This window comes from Roseisolibacter agri (genome assembly GCF_030159095.1).
Classification (GTDB): domain Bacteria; phylum Gemmatimonadota; class Gemmatimonadetes; order Gemmatimonadales; family Gemmatimonadaceae; genus Roseisolibacter; species Roseisolibacter agri.
Genome location: NZ_BRXS01000003.1, coordinates 171,024 through 187,261, shown reverse-complemented (window position 1 = coordinate 187,261; position 16,238 = coordinate 171,024). Strand labels below are relative to the sequence as shown.

The 16,238-nt window shown below is 73.4% G+C and carries 16 protein-coding genes; 10 read left to right on the top strand and 6 right to left on the bottom strand.

From position 1 onward, the window contains the following. The first annotated feature begins 108 nt into the window (after positions 1-108). From rosag_RS09585 to rosag_RS09575, 3 genes are read left to right on the top strand one after another with little or no spacing between them, the layout of a single operon-like run. Positions 109-636, top strand: a complete 528-nt coding sequence (locus rosag_RS09585) for a methylated-DNA--[protein]-cysteine S-methyltransferase (RefSeq protein WP_284349879.1) — start codon at positions 109-111, stop codon at positions 634-636. An 8-nt stretch (positions 637-644) separates the two neighbouring features. After that, the gene (locus tag rosag_RS09580) at positions 645-1,955 is read left to right on the top strand and encodes an alkaline phosphatase family protein (protein ID WP_284349878.1); all 1,311 of its coding nucleotides are present in this window, start codon (positions 645-647) and stop codon (positions 1,953-1,955) included. A 4-nt stretch (positions 1,956-1,959) separates the two neighbouring features. Further along, entirely contained in the window at positions 1,960-3,513 is a 1,554-nt protein-coding gene (locus tag rosag_RS09575; protein ID WP_284349877.1) for a phospholipase D-like domain-containing protein, read from the top strand. Positions 3,514-3,646: 133 nt separating this feature from the next. Here rosag_RS09575 and rosag_RS09570 read toward each other — a convergent pair whose 3' ends face one another. Beyond that, on the bottom strand, positions 3,647-4,348 hold the full coding sequence (locus rosag_RS09570) for a deoxynucleoside kinase (protein ID WP_284349876.1): 702 nt from the start codon (positions 4,346-4,348) through the stop codon (positions 3,647-3,649). A 259-nt stretch (positions 4,349-4,607) separates the two neighbouring features. Here rosag_RS09570 and rosag_RS09565 point away from each other — a divergent pair, with 259 nt between their 5' ends. Then, on the top strand, positions 4,608-5,525 hold the full coding sequence (locus tag rosag_RS09565; protein WP_284349875.1) for a hypothetical protein: 918 nt from the start codon (positions 4,608-4,610) through the stop codon (positions 5,523-5,525). Between the two features lie 103 nt (positions 5,526-5,628). Further along, on the top strand, positions 5,629-6,168 hold the full coding sequence (locus tag rosag_RS09560; protein WP_284349874.1) for a hypothetical protein: 540 nt from the start codon (positions 5,629-5,631) through the stop codon (positions 6,166-6,168). 210 nt (positions 6,169-6,378) lie between these two features. On the opposite strand, the gene rosag_RS09555 is transcribed toward rosag_RS09560, so the two are convergent. Next, positions 6,379-6,789: a winged helix-turn-helix transcriptional regulator gene (locus rosag_RS09555; protein ID WP_284349873.1), complete on the bottom strand. Its 411-nt coding sequence runs from the start codon at positions 6,787-6,789 to the stop codon at positions 6,379-6,381. A gap of 88 nt (positions 6,790-6,877) precedes the next feature. On the opposite strand from rosag_RS09555, the gene rosag_RS09550 reads away from it, so the two are divergent. After that, the gene (locus rosag_RS09550; protein WP_284349872.1) at positions 6,878-7,741 is read left to right on the top strand and encodes an SDR family oxidoreductase; all 864 of its coding nucleotides are present in this window, start codon (positions 6,878-6,880) and stop codon (positions 7,739-7,741) included. 250 nt (positions 7,742-7,991) lie between these two features. On the opposite strand, the gene rosag_RS09545 is transcribed toward rosag_RS09550, so the two are convergent. Further along, the gene (locus tag rosag_RS09545; protein WP_284349871.1) at positions 7,992-8,537 is read right to left on the bottom strand and encodes a DinB family protein; all 546 of its coding nucleotides are present in this window, start codon (positions 8,535-8,537) and stop codon (positions 7,992-7,994) included. Then, entirely contained in the window at positions 8,534-8,794 is a 261-nt protein-coding gene (locus rosag_RS09540; RefSeq protein ID WP_284349870.1) for a hypothetical protein, read from the bottom strand. The genes rosag_RS09545 and rosag_RS09540 overlap by 4 nt, the downstream gene beginning before the upstream one ends. A gap of 147 nt (positions 8,795-8,941) precedes the next feature. Between rosag_RS09540 and rosag_RS09535 the strand changes: the two genes are divergently transcribed. The 3 genes from rosag_RS09535 (at position 8,942) to rosag_RS09525 (ending at position 12,076) form a co-directional block, all read left to right on the top strand. Continuing rightward, the gene (locus rosag_RS09535; protein ID WP_284349869.1) at positions 8,942-10,960 is read left to right on the top strand and encodes a gamma-glutamyltransferase family protein; all 2,019 of its coding nucleotides are present in this window, start codon (positions 8,942-8,944) and stop codon (positions 10,958-10,960) included. Between the two features lie 51 nt (positions 10,961-11,011). Next, the gene (locus rosag_RS09530; protein ID WP_284349868.1) at positions 11,012-11,326 is read left to right on the top strand and encodes a GNAT family N-acetyltransferase; all 315 of its coding nucleotides are present in this window, start codon (positions 11,012-11,014) and stop codon (positions 11,324-11,326) included. Positions 11,327-11,794: 468 nt separating this feature from the next. Further along, on the top strand, positions 11,795-12,076 hold the full coding sequence (locus rosag_RS09525) for a DUF4342 domain-containing protein (RefSeq protein WP_284349867.1): 282 nt from the start codon (positions 11,795-11,797) through the stop codon (positions 12,074-12,076). Between the two features lie 30 nt (positions 12,077-12,106). Here the strand turns inward: rosag_RS09525 and rosag_RS09520 are convergent, their stop codons facing one another. Further along, entirely contained in the window at positions 12,107-12,511 is a 405-nt protein-coding gene (locus tag rosag_RS09520) for a DUF3037 domain-containing protein (RefSeq protein ID WP_284349866.1), read from the bottom strand. Between the two features lie 5 nt (positions 12,512-12,516). Further along, positions 12,517-13,362: a HipA family kinase gene (locus rosag_RS09515; protein ID WP_284349865.1), complete on the bottom strand. Its 846-nt coding sequence runs from the start codon at positions 13,360-13,362 to the stop codon at positions 12,517-12,519. A gap of 246 nt (positions 13,363-13,608) precedes the next feature. Here rosag_RS09515 and rosag_RS09510 point away from each other — a divergent pair, with 246 nt between their 5' ends. After that, positions 13,609-16,218 carry a DUF5916 domain-containing protein gene (locus rosag_RS09510; RefSeq protein ID WP_284349864.1) on the top strand — a complete coding sequence of 870 codons (2,610 nt, stop codon included), beginning with the start codon at positions 13,609-13,611 and terminating at the stop codon, positions 16,216-16,218. Positions 16,219-16,238: the final 20 nt, after the last annotated feature.

Here is a 16,238-nt window from a genome sequence, read left to right as displayed (position 1 = left end):
GGGTGGCGGCGCGGCGGCCGACGGCCCCGCTCCTCGTGAGACGACCGTCATGCGCGTTCTTGCACACCGCGGCGCGACCGGGGCGGCCCGCGCCCTTACATTTCCCGCATGCCCACTCGCTACACCTGGCTCGACACTCCGCTCGGCCCGATCCTCCTCACTGCCGAGGGCGACGCGCTCACGCGCGTGGCCATGGGGGCCGCGCCGTCGGCGGTGCACGCGAGCTGGGAGCGCGTCTCCTCCGGCCCCGGCGTGCTGGCCGAGGCGTGTGCGCAGCTCGGCGACTACTTCGCGGGCGCGCGCACGACGTTCGACCTGCCGATGGCGCCCGTGGGCACGCCGTTCCAGCAGCGCGTGTGGGCGGCGCTGCGCGAGATCCCGTTCGGCGAGACGACCACGTACCTCGCGATCGCGCGCACGCTCGGCGACCCGAACGCGACGCGCGCCGTCGGCGCGGCGAACGGCCGCAACCCGCTCGGCATCGTCGTGCCGTGTCACCGCATCGTCGGCGCCGACGGCTCGCTCACCGGCTACGCGGGGGGGCTCGACCGGAAGCGCTGGCTGCTCCGCCACGAGGACGCGGTGCGCAACCGCGCCGACGGCGGCTTCGGCGGCTTCGCGCTGTCGCTGGGATGAGCGTCGTGATGCGCGCACGCCGACTCCTCCCACTGACGCTGGCCGCGGCCGCCGCTGCCGCGTGCGCGCGCGGCGTCACGCCCGCCCCGACGCCCGCGCCCTCCGCGCGCGCGGCCGCCGACACCGCGGGCCCGATCGTCGTCGTGCTCTCGTTCGACGGCTTCGGCCGCACGTACCTGGAGCGCGGGCTGCCGCTGCCGAACCTCGCGCGCCTCGCGGCGCGCGGCGTGCGCGCGCGCGCCCTCACGCCGAGCTTCCCGTCGCTGACGTTCCCCAACCACTTCACGATGGTGACGGGGCGCGTGCCGGGGCACTCGGGGCTCGTGATGAACAAGATGTGGGACCCCGCGCTGCACGCGATGTACGTCAGCAAGGACTCCGTCGCACCGGGCGAGGCGCGCTGGTATCAGGCGGAGCCGCTGTGGGCGACGGCGGAGCGGCAGGGCGTGCGCGCGGCGACGTTCTTCTGGCCGGGCTCCGCCGCGCCCACCGCCGACGGCGTGCGCGCGAGCACGGTGATGCAGCCGTACGACGACCGCATCTCCACCGAGACCAAGGTCGACTCGATCGCGGCGTGGCTGCGGCGGCCCGCGGCGACGCGCCCGCGCTTCGTCGCGGTGTACGTGCCCTCGGTCGACCAGATCGGCCATCGCAACGGCCCCACCGCGGCGGCCACCGACAGCGCCGTCGCCGCCGCCGACCGCGCGGTCGGACGCCTGCTCGACAGCGTCGCCGCGTCGCCGGTGGCGGCGCGCGTGAACGTCGTCGTGCTCTCCGACCACGGCATGCTGCCGCTGGCGGCGGAGCCGGTGGTGGACCTCTCGCGGTGGGCCGACATGACGCACGTCCGCGCGGTCGACAACGGCCCGTACATGGCGCTCTGGTTCGACGGCGACGCGGCACGTCTGGAGGCGACGTACGCGGCGCTGCAGCGCGGCTTCGCGGCGTCGGGCGTACCGGCGCGCGTGTGGCGCCGCCGCGAGACGCCGGTGGAGTGGGCGCTGCGCGACCAGCCGCGCGCGGGCGACCTCGTGGTGCTCGCGGGACCGGGGCACTTCGTCACCGCGCGCCCCGTGCCGCCGAACGTGCGCATCAACCCGGGCGATCACGGGTGGGATCCGGCCGCCGCGCCGGGCCTCGACGGCATCTTCCTCGCCGCCGGGCCCAACGTGCGCCCGCTCGGCGAGCTGCCGGCGTTCCGCAACGTGCACGTCTATCCGTTCCTCGCGCGGCTGCTGGGCGTGCGGCCGGTGCCCGGCGGCGACGGCGACGACGCGGTGCTGCGCGCGGCGCATCGCAGCGGCCCCGAGGCGCCGTAGCGCGATGCCCGGGCGCCTGCGGAGCGGCGACGCGCGCGAGGGGCGCATCATGCTCGGCGCGCGCGACGCGGGCGAGCGCACGCTGCTCGACCAGGCGTTCACGCGCGCGGTGGGTGCCCCGCTGGTGCACGGCAACGCCGTGCGGCTGCTGCGCGACGCGGGCGAGAACTATCCCGCGTGGCTGGCCGCCATCGCGGCGGCCGAGCGGTACGTGCACTTCGAGAGCTACATCATCCACGACGACGCGACGGGCGCGCGCTTCGCGGACGCGCTGATCGCGCGGGCGCGCGACGGCATCGCGGTGCGCGTGCTGTACGACTGGCTGGGGGGCGTCGGCAAGACGTCGCGGCGCTACTGGCGTCGGCTGCGCGACGCGGGCGTCGAGGTGCGCGTGTTCAACCCGCCGCGGCTCGCGCGCCCGTTCGACTGGATCACGCGCGACCACCGCAAGACGCTGACGGTGGACGGCGAGGTCGCGTTCGTCACGGGGCTGTGCGTGGGGCGCATGTGGGAGGGCGACGCGGCGGCCGGCGTGGCGCCGTGGCGCGACACGGGCGTCGCGCTGCGCGGGCCCGCGGTGGCCGACGTCGAGCGCGCGTTCGGGCGCGTGTGGGCGGCGTGCGGGCCGCCGCTGCCGCACGATCCGATGAAGGCGCACGCGACGTCGTCGCGTGGTGGGCACGCGGGCGGGATGGCGGTGCGCGTGGTGGCCGGCGAGCCGTGGACCGGCGGGCTGCTGCGCCTCGACCAGCTGATCGCGGCCGCGGCGCGCGAGTCGCTCTGGCTCACCGACGCGTACTTCGCGGGCACGCCACCGTACGTGCAGGCGCTGCTGGCCGCGGCGCGCGACGGCGTGGACGTGCGGCTGCTGGTGCCGGGCGGCACCGACATCCCGCTGCTGCGCCCCCTGTCGCGCGCCGGCTACCGCCCGCTGCTGGAGGGCGGCGTGCGCGTGTACGAGTGGAACGGCCCGATGCTGCACGCGAAGACCGCGGTGTCGGACGGCCGCTGGGCGCGCGTGGGCTCGACGAACCTCAACCTCGCGAGCTGGCTCGGGAACTACGAGCTGGACGTCGTGGTGGAGGACGCGGAGTTCGCGGACGCGATGGCGCACGCGTTCGCGACCGACCTCGGGAACGCGACGGAGGTCGTGCTCGAGCAGCGCCTGACGCCCGTGCGCCGTCTCGCGCTCGCGCCCGCGGACGGCGCACCGCGGCACCGGCGCGAGCGGCGCCACCGCGGGCGGCGCGGCCACGGCAGCGTGGGGCGCGCGGCGGCCGGCGCACTGCGACTGGGCAACGCGGTGAGCGCGGCGATCGCCGGCACGCGCGTGCTCGGGCGCGCGGAGGCGTCGCTGTTCGCGGGCGTCGCGGGCGCGCTGCTCGCGCTGGCGGTCGTCGCGGTGCTCTGGCCGTGGGTCGTCGCGCTGCCCCTCGCGGCGCTCGGCGCGTGGCTGGCGATCGGGCTGCTGGGGAGGGCGTGGGCGCTGTCGCGCGCGCCGGCGGAACGATACGGCGGAGGACGGAACGGCGGAGGACGGAACGGCGGAGAACGATGAAGCGGAGGACGGAAGGGCGTGAAACGGAAAGGCGGACCTCTCGGCTTGAAGCGTCAAGCTCGAAGGGTCCGCCTCATCGTTTCACGCTTCATCGTCTTCCGCCGTTCTGTCTTCCGCGGTTCCGTCCTCCGCCCTATCGCGCGGTTTCCAGTGCACGGCTCGCGCGTGCCGGCTCGGCGGGTGGCCAGAGCTCCGTCTGCGGCAGGTCCGGCTCCAGCCGCCGCCGCACGCGCGCCGCCACCGCCTCGATCGCGTCCGGATCGGCGAACAGGTCGTAGTCGCGCACGTCGATCGCCAGCACGGGGCAGCGGCGGAAGCCCGCGATCCACCGCTCGTAGCGGCGGTGCAGGCGCGCCCAGTACTCCACGTCCGTGTCCTTCTCCGCCGCGCGGCCGCGGCGCGCGATGCGCGCGACGATCACGTCGAGCGGGCCGTGGAGGTACACGAGCAGCTTCGGCGGGCGCGCCGCGGGCGAGTGCAGCAGCTCACCGTACAGCCGCTGGTACAGCTCCCACTCGACGGCGCTCATGAGGTGCTCGTCGAACAGGCCGCGCGCGAACACCTCCGCGTCCTCGTACCAGGTGCGGTCCAGCACCCAGCTGCCGCCCATGCCGCGGATGCGGCGCATGCTCTCGAAGCGCGTCGCGAGGAAGTGCAGCTGCAGGCGCAGCGCGTACTCGCGGCGCGACTCCTCGCCGCGCGCGTAGAACGGCTCCAGCCACGGGTTCTCGTCGCCGATGCTCTCGGGCGCGAGCTGCAGGCCGAAGCGGGCGGCCAGCGCGCGCGTGAGCGTGCTCTTGCCGGCGCCCACCATGCCGGCGACGCCGATCAGCATGCGCGCATCCGAGCGGGTCGGGCGCGCGACGCGCGCGGGTGGGCGGGGGAGGGGCGGCGGAGGAACGGCACGCGCGAACGCTCGCCGACGCCCGCGGCCGCGGCAAGGTCTTGACGCTGGGTCGTTGTACCCATTCGGGCGCGCCGCGGCGCGGCGATGATTGGCGTGTCACCCGACCCATCGATCGGCCCGCGGCGCCGCGTGCGAGACGCGCCCGCCGGACCGTCGCCGTTCCTTCAGCACCCAGGAGATCGTTCCGATGCGGAAGCCCGCCCTGCTGCTCGGCCTGTGCGCCCTGCTGCCCAGCGCCGCGATGGCGCAGCACTCGACGCATGCCGCTCCCTCCCTCGCGTCCGCGACGCCCGCCGCGCGCGTCACCAAGAGCGTCGCGAAGAGCGGCGGCGCGCCGCGCGTCGTCACCATCAAGACGATGGACTACGCGTTCGAGGCGCCCGCCAGCATTCCCGCCGGCCCGACGACCTTCCGCATCGTCAACGCGGGCAAGGAGCTGCACCACGTCTGGTTCGTGAAGCTCGAGCAGGGGAAGACGGTGGGCGACTACATGCAGGCGATGCAGGCGCTGGCCAAGGGCGAGGCGCCGCCGCCGGCGTGGGCGATCGACATGGGCGGCCCGCAGATGGGCATGCCCGGCGCGCTCGCCGACGGCACCGTGAACCTCGAGGCGGGCAACTACGTCGTGGTCTGCCACATCCCCGCCGCCGACGGCGTGCCGCACAGCGCGAAGGGGATGTACAAGGCGCTCACCGTGACGCCGAACGCGGCGCCCGCGGCCGAGCCGAAGGCCGACGTCACGATGACGCTGCGCGACTACGACTTCGCCTTCTCGGCGCCACTCACGGCGGGCCGCCAGACGGTGCGCATCGTCAACGAGGCCGAGCAGTTCCACGAGGCGTTCATCGCCCGCCTGCTGCCCGGCAAGACGGCCGCCGAGGCGCTCAAGTGGGTCGAGACGGGGATGCAGGGCCCGCCGCCGATGGAGCTGGTGGGCGGCGCCACGGGCCTCGCGAAGGGGCGCGGCATGCAGTTCACGGCCGACTTCACGCCGGGCGACTACGCGCTGCTCTGCTTCCTCCCCGACAAGAAGGACGGCAAGCCGCACGTCGCGCACGGGATGATCAAGCAGATCACCGTCGCGAAGCGAACCGCCGCGCGCTGAACGCACGCTCGGCAGGTCGAACGCCCCCGTCACGACACCAACGTCGTGGCGGGGGCGTAGTGCGTGGAGTACGATAGGCCGCACCCCTTCCACCGAACCGACCATGCGCCTCGCTCGCCTCACTCTCCTCGCGCTGCCGATCGCCCTCGCCGCCTGCTCGTTCGGCGACCACGACGAGGGCGGCGTCTCGTTCGCCAGCGGCGACACCGCGCGCGCCGTGCAACTCGGCGAGGGCGACGTGTCGGTCACGAGCACCGACGGCGCCGTGGTGCTGATGCTCGTCGGCGACACGGTGCGCTTCCAGCTCTCCGACAGCCTGCGCCAGTCGGTGAAGGCGCAGGTCGACTCGTCGGTGGACAAGGAGGCCGGCGCGATCGGGAACCTGATCGGCAGCTCGGTCGGCAAGATCGTCGGCGGCGCGATGGGCTTCGTGGTGCGCGTGCCGGTGCAGGACGTCGAGAACGTGCGCTACGAGGACGGCCGCATCCAGTTCGAGAGCAAGGGCAACACGAAGTTCTCGATGAGCGGCCACGGCAACACGGACCGTGATGGCGACGGCAAGAGCGGCGCACGCTTCACGCCGGAGGACGGCGAGCGCTTCGTCGCGGCCGTGAAGGCGCGGCAGCAGCAGCGGAACTACTGACGCTGCGTGCGGCGTGCTGCGGACCTGCATCGACGCGCCGGACTCGAACGCCGAACGGCAATTGCAAGGACAATATCTGACAAGATCGGATAACGACGGATGGCTCCGCGTGGGTGCGATGTCGGTCGCGCCACACCGGAGCCATCCGCACTTATCAGATCTTGTCGGACTTTCATCCTTGCTGCCGTTTGCAGTTCCGCAGACGGAGCACTAACCGTCCAGCTCGCGCGTGCTCCACGACTCCGTGATGCGCGGCAGGCTCGTCTCGATCCAGTCCGCCAGCGCGCGCACCCGCTCCGCCGCCTCGCGGCCGAGGGGCGTCAGGCTGTACTCCACGTGCGGCGGGACCACCTCGTAGGCGACGCGGTCGACCAGGCCGTCGCCCTCCAGCCACTGCAGCGTCTGCGCGAGCATGCGCTCGCTCACGCCGCCGATGGTGCGCCGCAGCTCGCTGAAGCGGTGCGTGCCCCCTTCGAGCGTCATCAGCACGAGGACGCCCCAGCGGCTGGTCACGTGCTTGAGCACCTCGCGCGACGGGCAGTCGACGGCGAGGAGGTCGCCGCGCTGCAGCTGCGCCGAGAGCGTGGCCGGGGCGTCGGACGTCGTGGAGGAGGTCGCCATACTTACAGAAATGTACGTACTTACGAAAAGTAAGCAAGGCGCCTAGGCTGCTCCGGGTCACCTCTCGCCTCACCCGGAGACACGTCACATGACCATCGCCATCACGGGCGCGACCGGCCACCTCGGCCGCCTCGTCCTCGACTCGCTCAAGGGGAAGGTCCCTGCGGCCGACCTCGTGGCCCTCGTCCGCACGCCCGCGAAGGCCGCGGACCTCGGGGTCGCCGTCCGCGAGGCGGACTACGATCGGCCCGAGACCCTCGACCGCGCCCTCCCCGGCGTCGACACGCTGCTCCTCGTCTCCGGGACGGTGCCCGGCAAGCGCGTCGCGCAGCACCGCGCGGTGATCGAGGCGGCCCGGCGCACGGGCGTGGGACGCGTCGTCTACACGAGCATCCTCCGCGCGGACGACTCGCCGATCGACCTCGCGGCCGACCACCGCGCCGCGGAGGCCGACCTGAAGGCGTCGGGCGTGGCGTACACGATCCTCCGCAACAGCTGGTACACGGAGAACTACACGGGCGCGATCCCCGGCGCGCTCGCCGGCGGGGCGCTCCTCGGCAGCGCGGACGGGGCGCGGATCTCGTCGGCCACGCGCGCGGACTACGCCGAGGCGGCCGCGGTGGTGCTCGCGGGCACCGGGCACGAGGGGCGGACCTACGAGCTGGCCGGCGACGAGGCCTGGACGCTCCCCGACCTGGCCGCCGAGCTCTCGCGCCAGACGGGGCGCGACATCCCGTACCGCGACCTGCCGCCGGCCGAGTACGCGGCGACGCTGACGAGCTTCGGCCTGCCGGAGCGGCTCGCACAGGCCATCGCGGGGTGGGACGCCGCCGCCGCGCGGGGCGCGCTGTTCGACGACTCGCGGCAGCTGTCGCGCCTCATCGGCCGCCCGACGACACCGCTGGCGACGGCGGTCGCCGAGGCGCTCGCCGCGCATGCGACGACGGTGTGACCGCCGGGGGTGGCGTGACCTGCGCCCTCGCGCCGAACCCCCTGTGCCCGTTGGGAGGGATACGGATGCTCCGGACCTGAACGGATGAAACGGATCGCTCCGCTTGGGCGCAGGGAGCGTCGCCGCGACGCGGAGCGATCCGAAGGCTCCGTTTCATCCGGAGCATCCGTAGCCTCCCCAAAGGCCGAACGGCCCCGGCGCGTTGACGCGTCCCGAGGCCGTTCACGCAGCACGCAGCACGCAGCTGCCGTCAGTCCTTCCCCCGACTCCCCCACTCCCACATCCCGAACATCGCCGACTGCGGGAGCGGGTGGCCGACCTGCCGCGCGAGCATCGCGATCTGGCCGCGGTGGTGGGCGTCGTGGGCCACCAGGTAGCCGAAGAAGCCGACGACGTCGGGCTTGAAGCCCTTCACCCGGCCGTCGCCCGCCAGCGCCGCGGCCAGCACGTCGGCCAGCGCGGCGCGGCTCTCGGCGAGCGCGTCGGCGGCCTGCGCGGGCGTCACGGTCGCCCGGTCGAGCGGTGCCGGGAGCGCGGCCGCGCCGGCGGCCTTGAGCCACATCAGCCGCACGTTGTGCATGTGGGCGACGATCGCGGCGATCGTGCGCCCCTTCCCGCCCGGGGGCGCGGCGGCCCACGCCTCCGCCGGCAGGTGCGCCAGCAGGTAGTGGTTGATCCGGTCGCTGGTCGCGAACGCCTCCAGCAGCGCCGCCGCCGGATCGAACGGCGCGGGCGGCGCCTTGGCGGCGGGCGTCTTCTTCGCGGCGTTCGTCGCCGTGCTCCTCGCCGGCGTCACGGCGTCGGCCCCCGCCGCAGCCCCACCGTCTCCGCCACGCGGTCCACCGCGTCGTCGGTCAGGTCGAGGACCGCGTTCACGAGCGCCTTCGTGCTGGCGAGCAGCCGCTGCCAGCGCGACCGCTCGGCCGGCGGGAGGCGGCGCGGGCCCGGCTCGGGGCTCGGCAGCAGCGCGGTGGTGGTCGTCGTGGGCGGCCGGTTCCCCGGCGGGACGAGCGCGCCGGACGGATCCGGCACGGGCGTGAGCGACTCTTCCATGGCTCCCTCGGCGTGACAGCGGCGGTGGCCGTCCCAACCTCGCGCGCGTGGGCCGGGGCGTCCAGAGCGCCCGCGTTCCGGTCGCGTGGTCCGGCGATACCTTCCGACCGACGTCCCGGCCCGCCGCGCTCCCCCACTTCCGCCGCCATGCCGCCGCTCTCGCGTCCGCTCCCGCGCCTCCGCCTCGCCCTCGCGCTGGCCCTCCCCGCGCTCACGCCCGCCGTCCTCGCCGCCCAGGACCGCCCCGCGCCCGAGCGCGCGACGTCGGCCGAGTGGCCGCTGCCGCCACGCCGCACGAACAAGCCGCCGCTGCACGGGCGGCACTGGGTCGCGGTGACGGGCAAGCCGATCGCGGCGACGGCGGGCGCGATGATGTTCCAGCGCGGCGGCAACGCGGTGGACGCGGCGGCCGCGATGCTCGCGGCGACGTGCACGATGTGGGACACGCTGTCGTGCGGCGGCGAGACGCAGGCGCTGATCTACAACCCGAAGACGAAGAAGGTCATCGGCATCAACGCGCTCGGCGTCGCGCCGAGCGGGGCGACCGCGGCGTACTACCGGTCGAAGGGCTATCGCTATCCGCCCGAGTACGGGCCGCTGGCGGCGGTCACGCCCGGCACGCCCGGCGGCCTGATGACGATGCTCGCCGAGTACGGCACGATGACGCTGGAGCAGGTGCTCGCGCCCGCGATCGAGATGGCCGACGGCTACGCGATCGACGCGCAGACGGCGAACAAGATCGAGAGCGACAAGAACGAGATCAAGAAGTGGAAGGTCGCGCCGACGATCATGCTGCCGCATCGCGACGCGCCGCTCGCCGGTGGCCGCGAGGCGCCGGAGCCGGGCGAGATCTTCCGGCAGCCCGACCTCGCCGCGACGTTCCGCAAGCTGGTCGACGCCGAGCGCACCGCGCGCCGCGCGGGGAAGGACCGCAGGGCGGCGATCTACGCGGCGTACGACCGCTTCTACAAGGGCGACATCGCGCAGGAGCTGGTGCGCGGCACGCGCGAGGAGGGCGGGCTGTTCACGCTGCAGGACCTCGCCAGCTGGAAGGTGAAGATCGAGACCCCGGTGAGCGTGAGCTACAAGGGGATCGAGGTCTACAAGCTCCCGATCTGGCAGCAGGGCCCGGCGATGCTGCAGGCGCTGAACATCCTGGAGAACGCGGACCTGAAGGCGATGGGCTACAACTCGCCGCGCTACATCCACGCGGTGTACCAGGCGATGAGCCTCGCGTTCGCGGACCGCGACTTCTACTACGGCGATCCGTCGTACGAGCCCGCGCCGCCGACGCAGGGGCTGCTGTCGAAGGAGTACGCGAAGCAGCGCTACGCGCAGATCGACTGGGCGCGCAACGACTCGACCATCAAGCCGGGGGATCCGTATCCGTTCCAGGGCGGCACGAACCCGTACCGCGACCTGCTCGCGCGGTGGACGGTGCAGCCGGCGCCGGACACGCTGAAGCGCAGCGGGCAGCAGGACCGCGTGGTGCCGCAGGAGGACGCGAACGCTGCGAAGGACGAAGCCGGCGCGTTCGCGACGGAGATGGCGACGCACGACTCGGCGTTCACGGCGCAGTTCCACGCCGGCACGACCTCCATCGAGGCCGCCGACACGAGCGGCTGGGTGGTGTCGATCACGCCGAGCGGCGGCTGGGTGCCGGCGGTGATCGCGGGGCGCACGGGGATCGGGCTGTCGCAGCGCGCGCAGAGCTTCGTCACGGCGAAGGAGGACGGGCCGTTCAACGTCATCCAGCCGGGCAAGCGGCCGCGCGTGACGCTGACGCCGACGCTCGCGCTCAAGGACGGCGTGCCGTTCCTCGCGTTTGCCGTGCAGGGCGGCGACTCGCAGGACCAGAACCTGCTCCAGTACTTCCTCAACGTCGTCGAGTGGGGGATGACCCCGCAGCAGGCGGCGGAGGCGCCGAACGTCAACACGTACCAGATGCGCAGCTCGTTCGGCGCGCACGAGTCGCGGCCGGGGCGCATCCTGGTCAACAGCTCGACGCCGGACCCGGTGCGCACGGCGCTGCGCAACATGGGCTACACGCTCGAGTTCGAGTCGCGCACGAACGGGCCGATCAACGCGATCTGGTTCGACCGCAAGCACCGCACGCTCTGGGGCGCGTCCGCCCACCACGGCGAGGACCACGGCATCGCGTGGTGACGCGTGGTGACGCGTGGTGACCGCGCCGATCACCCCCCTCGCCGTTCTCTCATGACCGACGCCACGCCCGCCGACACGCCCGCCGACACGCCCGCCGTGCGGCACGAGCCCCAGTCCCACCGCTTCGTCGCCGACACGCCCGACGGCCAGGCCGAGCTGGCGTACGTGCACGCGGGGCCGGACGTGCTGGACCTGCAGCACACGTACGTGCCGGAGGCGGCGCGCGGCGACGGCGTGGGCGAGGCGCTGGTGCGGGCGGCGTTCGCGCACGCACGCCGCGAGGGGCAGCACGTGATCCCCTCGTGCCCGTTCGTGCACGCGTGGCTGGAGGCGCATCCGGAGGAGCGGGACATCCGGGTGCGGTGACGCGCCGGACCCGAACCGCGAACGGCATTGGCAAGGATGAAGATCTGATAAGGTCTGATAACGACGGATGGCTCCGGTGGAGCGCGAGATCCCTCGCCGCCACACGGAGCCATCCGCTCTTATCCGATCTTCTCGGACTTCATCCTTGCTGCCGTTGCCGTTCGGGTCCGGCGGGCCGGGCACGGGTCGGCGACCTAGGGGTGCGGATGCTCCGGATCTGGAACGGTCAGGCTCCGGATCTGCTCCTCGCGGCGGCGATGTGCCGTGCACCCGCGAGGAGCGATCCGAATGATCCGTTCCCATCCGGAGCATCCGCATCCTCTCCAAAGGCTGGAGGATCCGGCGGGCCGACGCGTCCCGAGCGGCCCTGGAACCGCAGTCCGCAGCCCGCAGGGCCCTGCTTGCAACTCCGCCCGCCCCCGTCCGTAGGGCCCTCACGTCCCCGACCGACCCGACCCGAGGCATGCGATGACGACCGGCCAGCGCCCCCCCATCATCGAAGAGATCCAGGCCACCGGCAGCGAGCTGCTGCAGACGGTCAAGAACATCATCCGCGCCGGCAACGTGCGGCGCATCGTCATCAAGAACAGCGAGGGGCGCACCGTGCTCGACGTGCCGCTCACCGCGGGCATCGTCGGCGCGCTGCTGCTCCCGCTCTGGGCGACCATCGGCAGCATCGCCGCGATGGCGGCGCGCTGGACGATCGTCGTCGAGCGCGACGCCGGGCCGCCGGCGCCGATCCCGCACTGAGCGCGGCGGCGCTGGCGCCGTCAGGCGGCGTCAGCCCACGTACTCGGCGTACAGCCGCTCCAGCGCGCGCGCCGGGTCATCGCACAGCCCGCCGTGCACCGGCGACGACTGGATCACGTCCGAGCGCGGCGCCGTGATCCAGTGGAAGCGCTCCGACGGCGGCGCCAGCGCGACCGGGCCCGCCGCCGCGTCGCCGCGGCAGACCGCCTCGCACGCGTCCAGGTAGCGCGCCAGCAGCTCCGAGTCCACGTCGGGAACGCGCGCGCGGAGCGCCGCCGCGTCGCGCAGCGTGCGCAGCGCCAGGTACTCCGCCGTGCGCGCGTGCACCACCACGCCCACCGGCACGAAGGTGCCGAGGTGCGGATGCGCGACCGCGCGCAGCACCGCGAAGTCGTACGCCACCCAGGTGGCCGGAGGCGACGCGTGATGCGACACGGGGCTCACCGGCGCGCCTGCAGCCGCTGCGGCGGCGCGCGGCGCGCGTCGGCCTGCGCGGCGATCGCCGTCTCGACGAACGCGCGCGGCGCGCGCACGCGCGTCGTGAGGTACTCCACGTAGCGCGCGCGCGCGGCCTCCGCGCCCGGCAGCTCACCCGCGCCCACGGGGCCCGACGGATCGTCGAACAGCGTGTCGGGCACGTCGGCCAGCACGCCGGCGAGCAGCGCCTCGGTCACCTGCGGCGCGAGCGCGGCGTCGGCGGCCGCGAGGTCGCCGCTCCTCGCCAGCAGCACGTGCTGCCTCACGAGCGGGAAGGGCGCGCGCGTGCGCGCCTCGTCCACGCCGCGCCAGTCGTGGTGCACGTAGAGCGCCGCGCCGTGGTCGATGAGCCACGGCTTCCGCTGCCACACGAGCAGGTTCGGGTTGCGCGCGGTGCGGTCCATGTTCGTCACGAACGCGTCGAACCAGACGATGCGCGCCGCGAGGTCGGCGTCGATCAGGTCGCCCGCGGCCATCGCGTCGAAGTTGAACGCGCCGTCGAGGTAGCGCATCCCGATGTTGCACCCGACGCTCTTGCGCAGCAGCTCCTGGATCTCGGAGTCGCGCTCCATGCGGCCGAACTCGGGCGGCAGCTCGAGCAGCGCGAGCTCCGGCACCGGAAGGCCCAGCGCACGCGCGAGCCCGCCCACCACCAGCTCGGCGATCAGCACGCGCGCGCCCTGGCCCGCGCCGCGGAACTTCGCGACCCACAGCCCGCCGTCGTCGGCCGTGTCCACCACCGCGGGCAGCGAGCCCCCCTCGCGCAGGGGCTGGACGTAGCGGGTGGCGACGAGGGCGGGGAGCGGCACGCCGCAGAGTAACGCGCCCGCGGGCTCACGTGTAGGCGCCAGTCGGAGTCCGTGACCGCGATCCGCGAACGATTCGTTGACATCGCGCTGACCCATCGGCGGAACCCGCGTGCAAACCCTTTGGGGAGCGCCGCTGTCCCAACGCTCGGTCGCGCCTCCGGGCGCGCGTCCCTTCCGGATGCGCGCGGGAGCGCCCGCTCAACCCCTGCCATGCGTCGTCCCACCCGGTCCTCCCTCCAGGCCGTCGTGTCGCCCCGCCGCGTCGCCGCGCTCGCCGCCCTGCTGCTCGCGAGCGCCGCCGGCGCGCAGACCAACACCCCCACGCGTCCCGTGAGCCGCGAGCTGCCGGTGCCGCCGGCCGCCGACGCGGGCGAGTCGCGGGCGACCGCGCGGGCCGCCATCGCGCGCCGCGCCGAGCGCGCGCCGACGATCGACGGGCGCGACGACGACGCGGCGTGGCGCGGCGCGCAGGTCATCGACCAGTTCCTCGAGTACGAGCCGACGCCGGCGGCGGTGCCGCGCTTCAAGACCGAGGTGCGCGTGCTGTTCGACGACAAGTACCTCTACGTCGGCGCGCGCATGTTCGACCCCGCGCCCGACAGCATCATCTCGCTGCTCAGCCGCCGCGACGTGCGCACGCAGAGCGAGCAGCTGAAGCTCGTCATCGACAGCTACCACGACCGCCGCACCGCCTACCAGTTCATCCTCAACCCGGCGGGCGTGAAGCGCGACTTCTACGTCTACAACGACGCCACCGAGGACGTGACGTGGGACGCGGTGTGGGACGGCGCGGCGCGCGTCGACTCCGCCGGCTGGGTGGCCGAGTTCCGCATCCCGCTGTCGCAGCTGCGCTTCCCGAAGGGCGACGCCCACACGTTCGGCCTCCTGATCGTGCGCGACGTCGCGCGCACCGGGCAGCGCATCAGCTGGCCGCTGTACCGGCGCGACGTGCAGGGCTACGTGTCGCAGGCCGGCGAGATCTCGGGCTTCGCGGGCTTCGCGACGCCGCGCCGTCTCGAAGTCTCGCCGTACGTCGTCACCAAGAACGTGACGCAGGCGCGCCCGGGCACGAACGCGGGCTACACGCACCCGCAGGAGCAGGCCATCGGCGCGGACCTGAAGTACGGCCTGACGTCGAACCTCACGGTGGACGCGACCATCAACCCGGACTTCGGCCAGGTCGAGGCCGACCCCGCGGTGCTCAACCTCGGCGCGTTCGAGCAGTTCTTCGAGGAGCGGCGCCCGTTCTTCCTGGAGGGCGCGGGCATCTTCACCTTCCGCAACTCCTGCAACGACATCGACACGGGCTGCCGCGGCCTGTTCTACTCGCGCCGCATCGGGCGCTCGCCGCAGCTCGGCGGCTCGTACGGCGACGCCTCCAGCCCGCTCAACACGACCATCCTCGGCGCCGCGAAGATCACCGGCCGGCTGCCGAGCGGGCTGTCGATCGGGGTGCTGGACGCGGTGACGCAGCGCGAGGTCGGCACGCGCGACCGCACCATCGAGCCCGGCACCAACTACTTCGCCGCGCGCGCGCAGCAGGACCTGAACAAGGGGCAGGGCGACTTCGGCGCCATGATCACGGCGGTGAACCGCGACGTGGACACGCTGACCGCGCGCTTCCTGCGCCGCAACGCGTACACGGGCGGCCTCGACTTCCGCTACCGCTTCTTCAAGCGCAACTACGAGCTGCACACGTCGCTGTCGGGGAGCCACGTGGCCGGCACGCGCGACGCGATCACGGCGCTGCAGCGCGACGGCGTGCACCGCTACCAGCGCCCGGACGACGACGTCACGCTCGACCCGAACCGCACGAGCCTCGTCGGAGACGCGCAGCGCGTCTCGTTCAGCAAGTTCGGCGGCGGGCGCACGCGCTTTCAGTCGGTCTACCAGCGCTACTCGCCGGGCTTCGAGATCAACGACCTCGGGTTCCAGCAGCGCGCCGACGAGCAGCTGTTCCGCAACTGGTTCGCCTACCAGATCCAGCAGCCGACGGCGCTGTTCCGGATGGCGTTCTTCAACTTCAACGCGATGGGCTCGTGGACGACCGACGGGCTCGCGCTGCAGCGGAACCTGAACACGAACTGGCACCTGCAGTTCAAGAACATGATGTGGGGCCACTTCGGGACCAACGTGGGCGGCTTCGGCGGCGTCTACGACGACCGAGACGCGCGCGGCGGCCCGGCGGTGCGGAGATCGACGTCGTGGGAGGTGTGGAGCGGCGTCGAGGGCGACAACCGCAAGCCGTGGACGCCGTACCTGTTCGCCGGCCTGTACGGCGGCGACGAGGGGAACACGCGGGGCTACTGGATGGAGCCCTCGGTCAACTTCCGCCTCCGCTCGCAGTTCTCGGCCTCGCTGGGCGTGTCCTACAATCGCGCGAGCGACAACAGCCAGTGGTACGGCAACTACGGCGTGTCGGGCGTGGACACGACGCACTACACGTTCGCGCACCTCGACCAGCGCACGCTGAGCCTGACGACGCGCCTGAACTACACGGCCTCGCCGACGCTGTCGTTCCAGTTCTACGGCCAGCCGTACATCGCGCTCGGCGAGTACTCCGACTGGCGCGAGCTCGCGAACCCGCGCGCCGAGGCGTACGCGGACCGCTATCGTCCGTACGGTGCCGGACGCGACCCGGGGGGGCTGGACTTCAAGCAGCTGCGCACCAACTCGGTGCTGCGCTGGGAGTACCGCCCCGGCTCGACGCTGTTCGTGGTGTGGGCGCACGGCCGCGACGCGTTCACGACCGACCCGAACGACCGCCTGAACGTGCGCCGCGAGTACCAGGACCTGCTCGGGCTGCACCCGAACAACACGTTCCTGGTGAAGCTGTCGTACTGGCTGAATCCCTGAACTGCGGAGGACGGAACCGC

Excerpts from the sequence above, each read along its gene's own strand:
- rosag_RS09585 (WP_284349879.1), top strand. The coding sequence starts at position 109 with ATGCCCACTCGCTACACCTGGCTCGACACTCCGCTCGGCCCGATCCTC.
- rosag_RS09580 (WP_284349878.1), top strand. The coding sequence starts at position 645 with ATGCGCGCACGCCGACTCCTCCCACTGACGCTGGCCGCGGCCGCCGCT.
- rosag_RS09575 (WP_284349877.1), top strand. The coding sequence starts at position 1,960 with ATGCCCGGGCGCCTGCGGAGCGGCGACGCGCGCGAGGGGCGCATCATG.
- rosag_RS09570 (WP_284349876.1), bottom strand. The coding sequence starts at position 4,348 with ATGCTGATCGGCGTCGCCGGCATGGTGGGCGCCGGCAAGAGCACGCTC.
- rosag_RS09565 (WP_284349875.1), top strand. The coding sequence starts at position 4,608 with ATGCGGAAGCCCGCCCTGCTGCTCGGCCTGTGCGCCCTGCTGCCCAGC.
- rosag_RS09560 (WP_284349874.1), top strand. The coding sequence starts at position 5,629 with ATGCGCCTCGCTCGCCTCACTCTCCTCGCGCTGCCGATCGCCCTCGCC.
- rosag_RS09555 (WP_284349873.1), bottom strand. The coding sequence starts at position 6,789 with ATGGCGACCTCCTCCACGACGTCCGACGCCCCGGCCACGCTCTCGGCG.
- rosag_RS09550 (WP_284349872.1), top strand. The coding sequence starts at position 6,878 with ATGACCATCGCCATCACGGGCGCGACCGGCCACCTCGGCCGCCTCGTC.
- rosag_RS09540 (WP_284349870.1), bottom strand. The coding sequence starts at position 8,794 with ATGGAAGAGTCGCTCACGCCCGTGCCGGATCCGTCCGGCGCGCTCGTC.
- rosag_RS09535 (WP_284349869.1), top strand. The coding sequence starts at position 8,942 with ATGCCGCCGCTCTCGCGTCCGCTCCCGCGCCTCCGCCTCGCCCTCGCG.
- rosag_RS09530 (WP_284349868.1), top strand. The coding sequence starts at position 11,012 with ATGACCGACGCCACGCCCGCCGACACGCCCGCCGACACGCCCGCCGTG.
- rosag_RS09525 (WP_284349867.1), top strand. The coding sequence starts at position 11,795 with ATGACGACCGGCCAGCGCCCCCCCATCATCGAAGAGATCCAGGCCACC.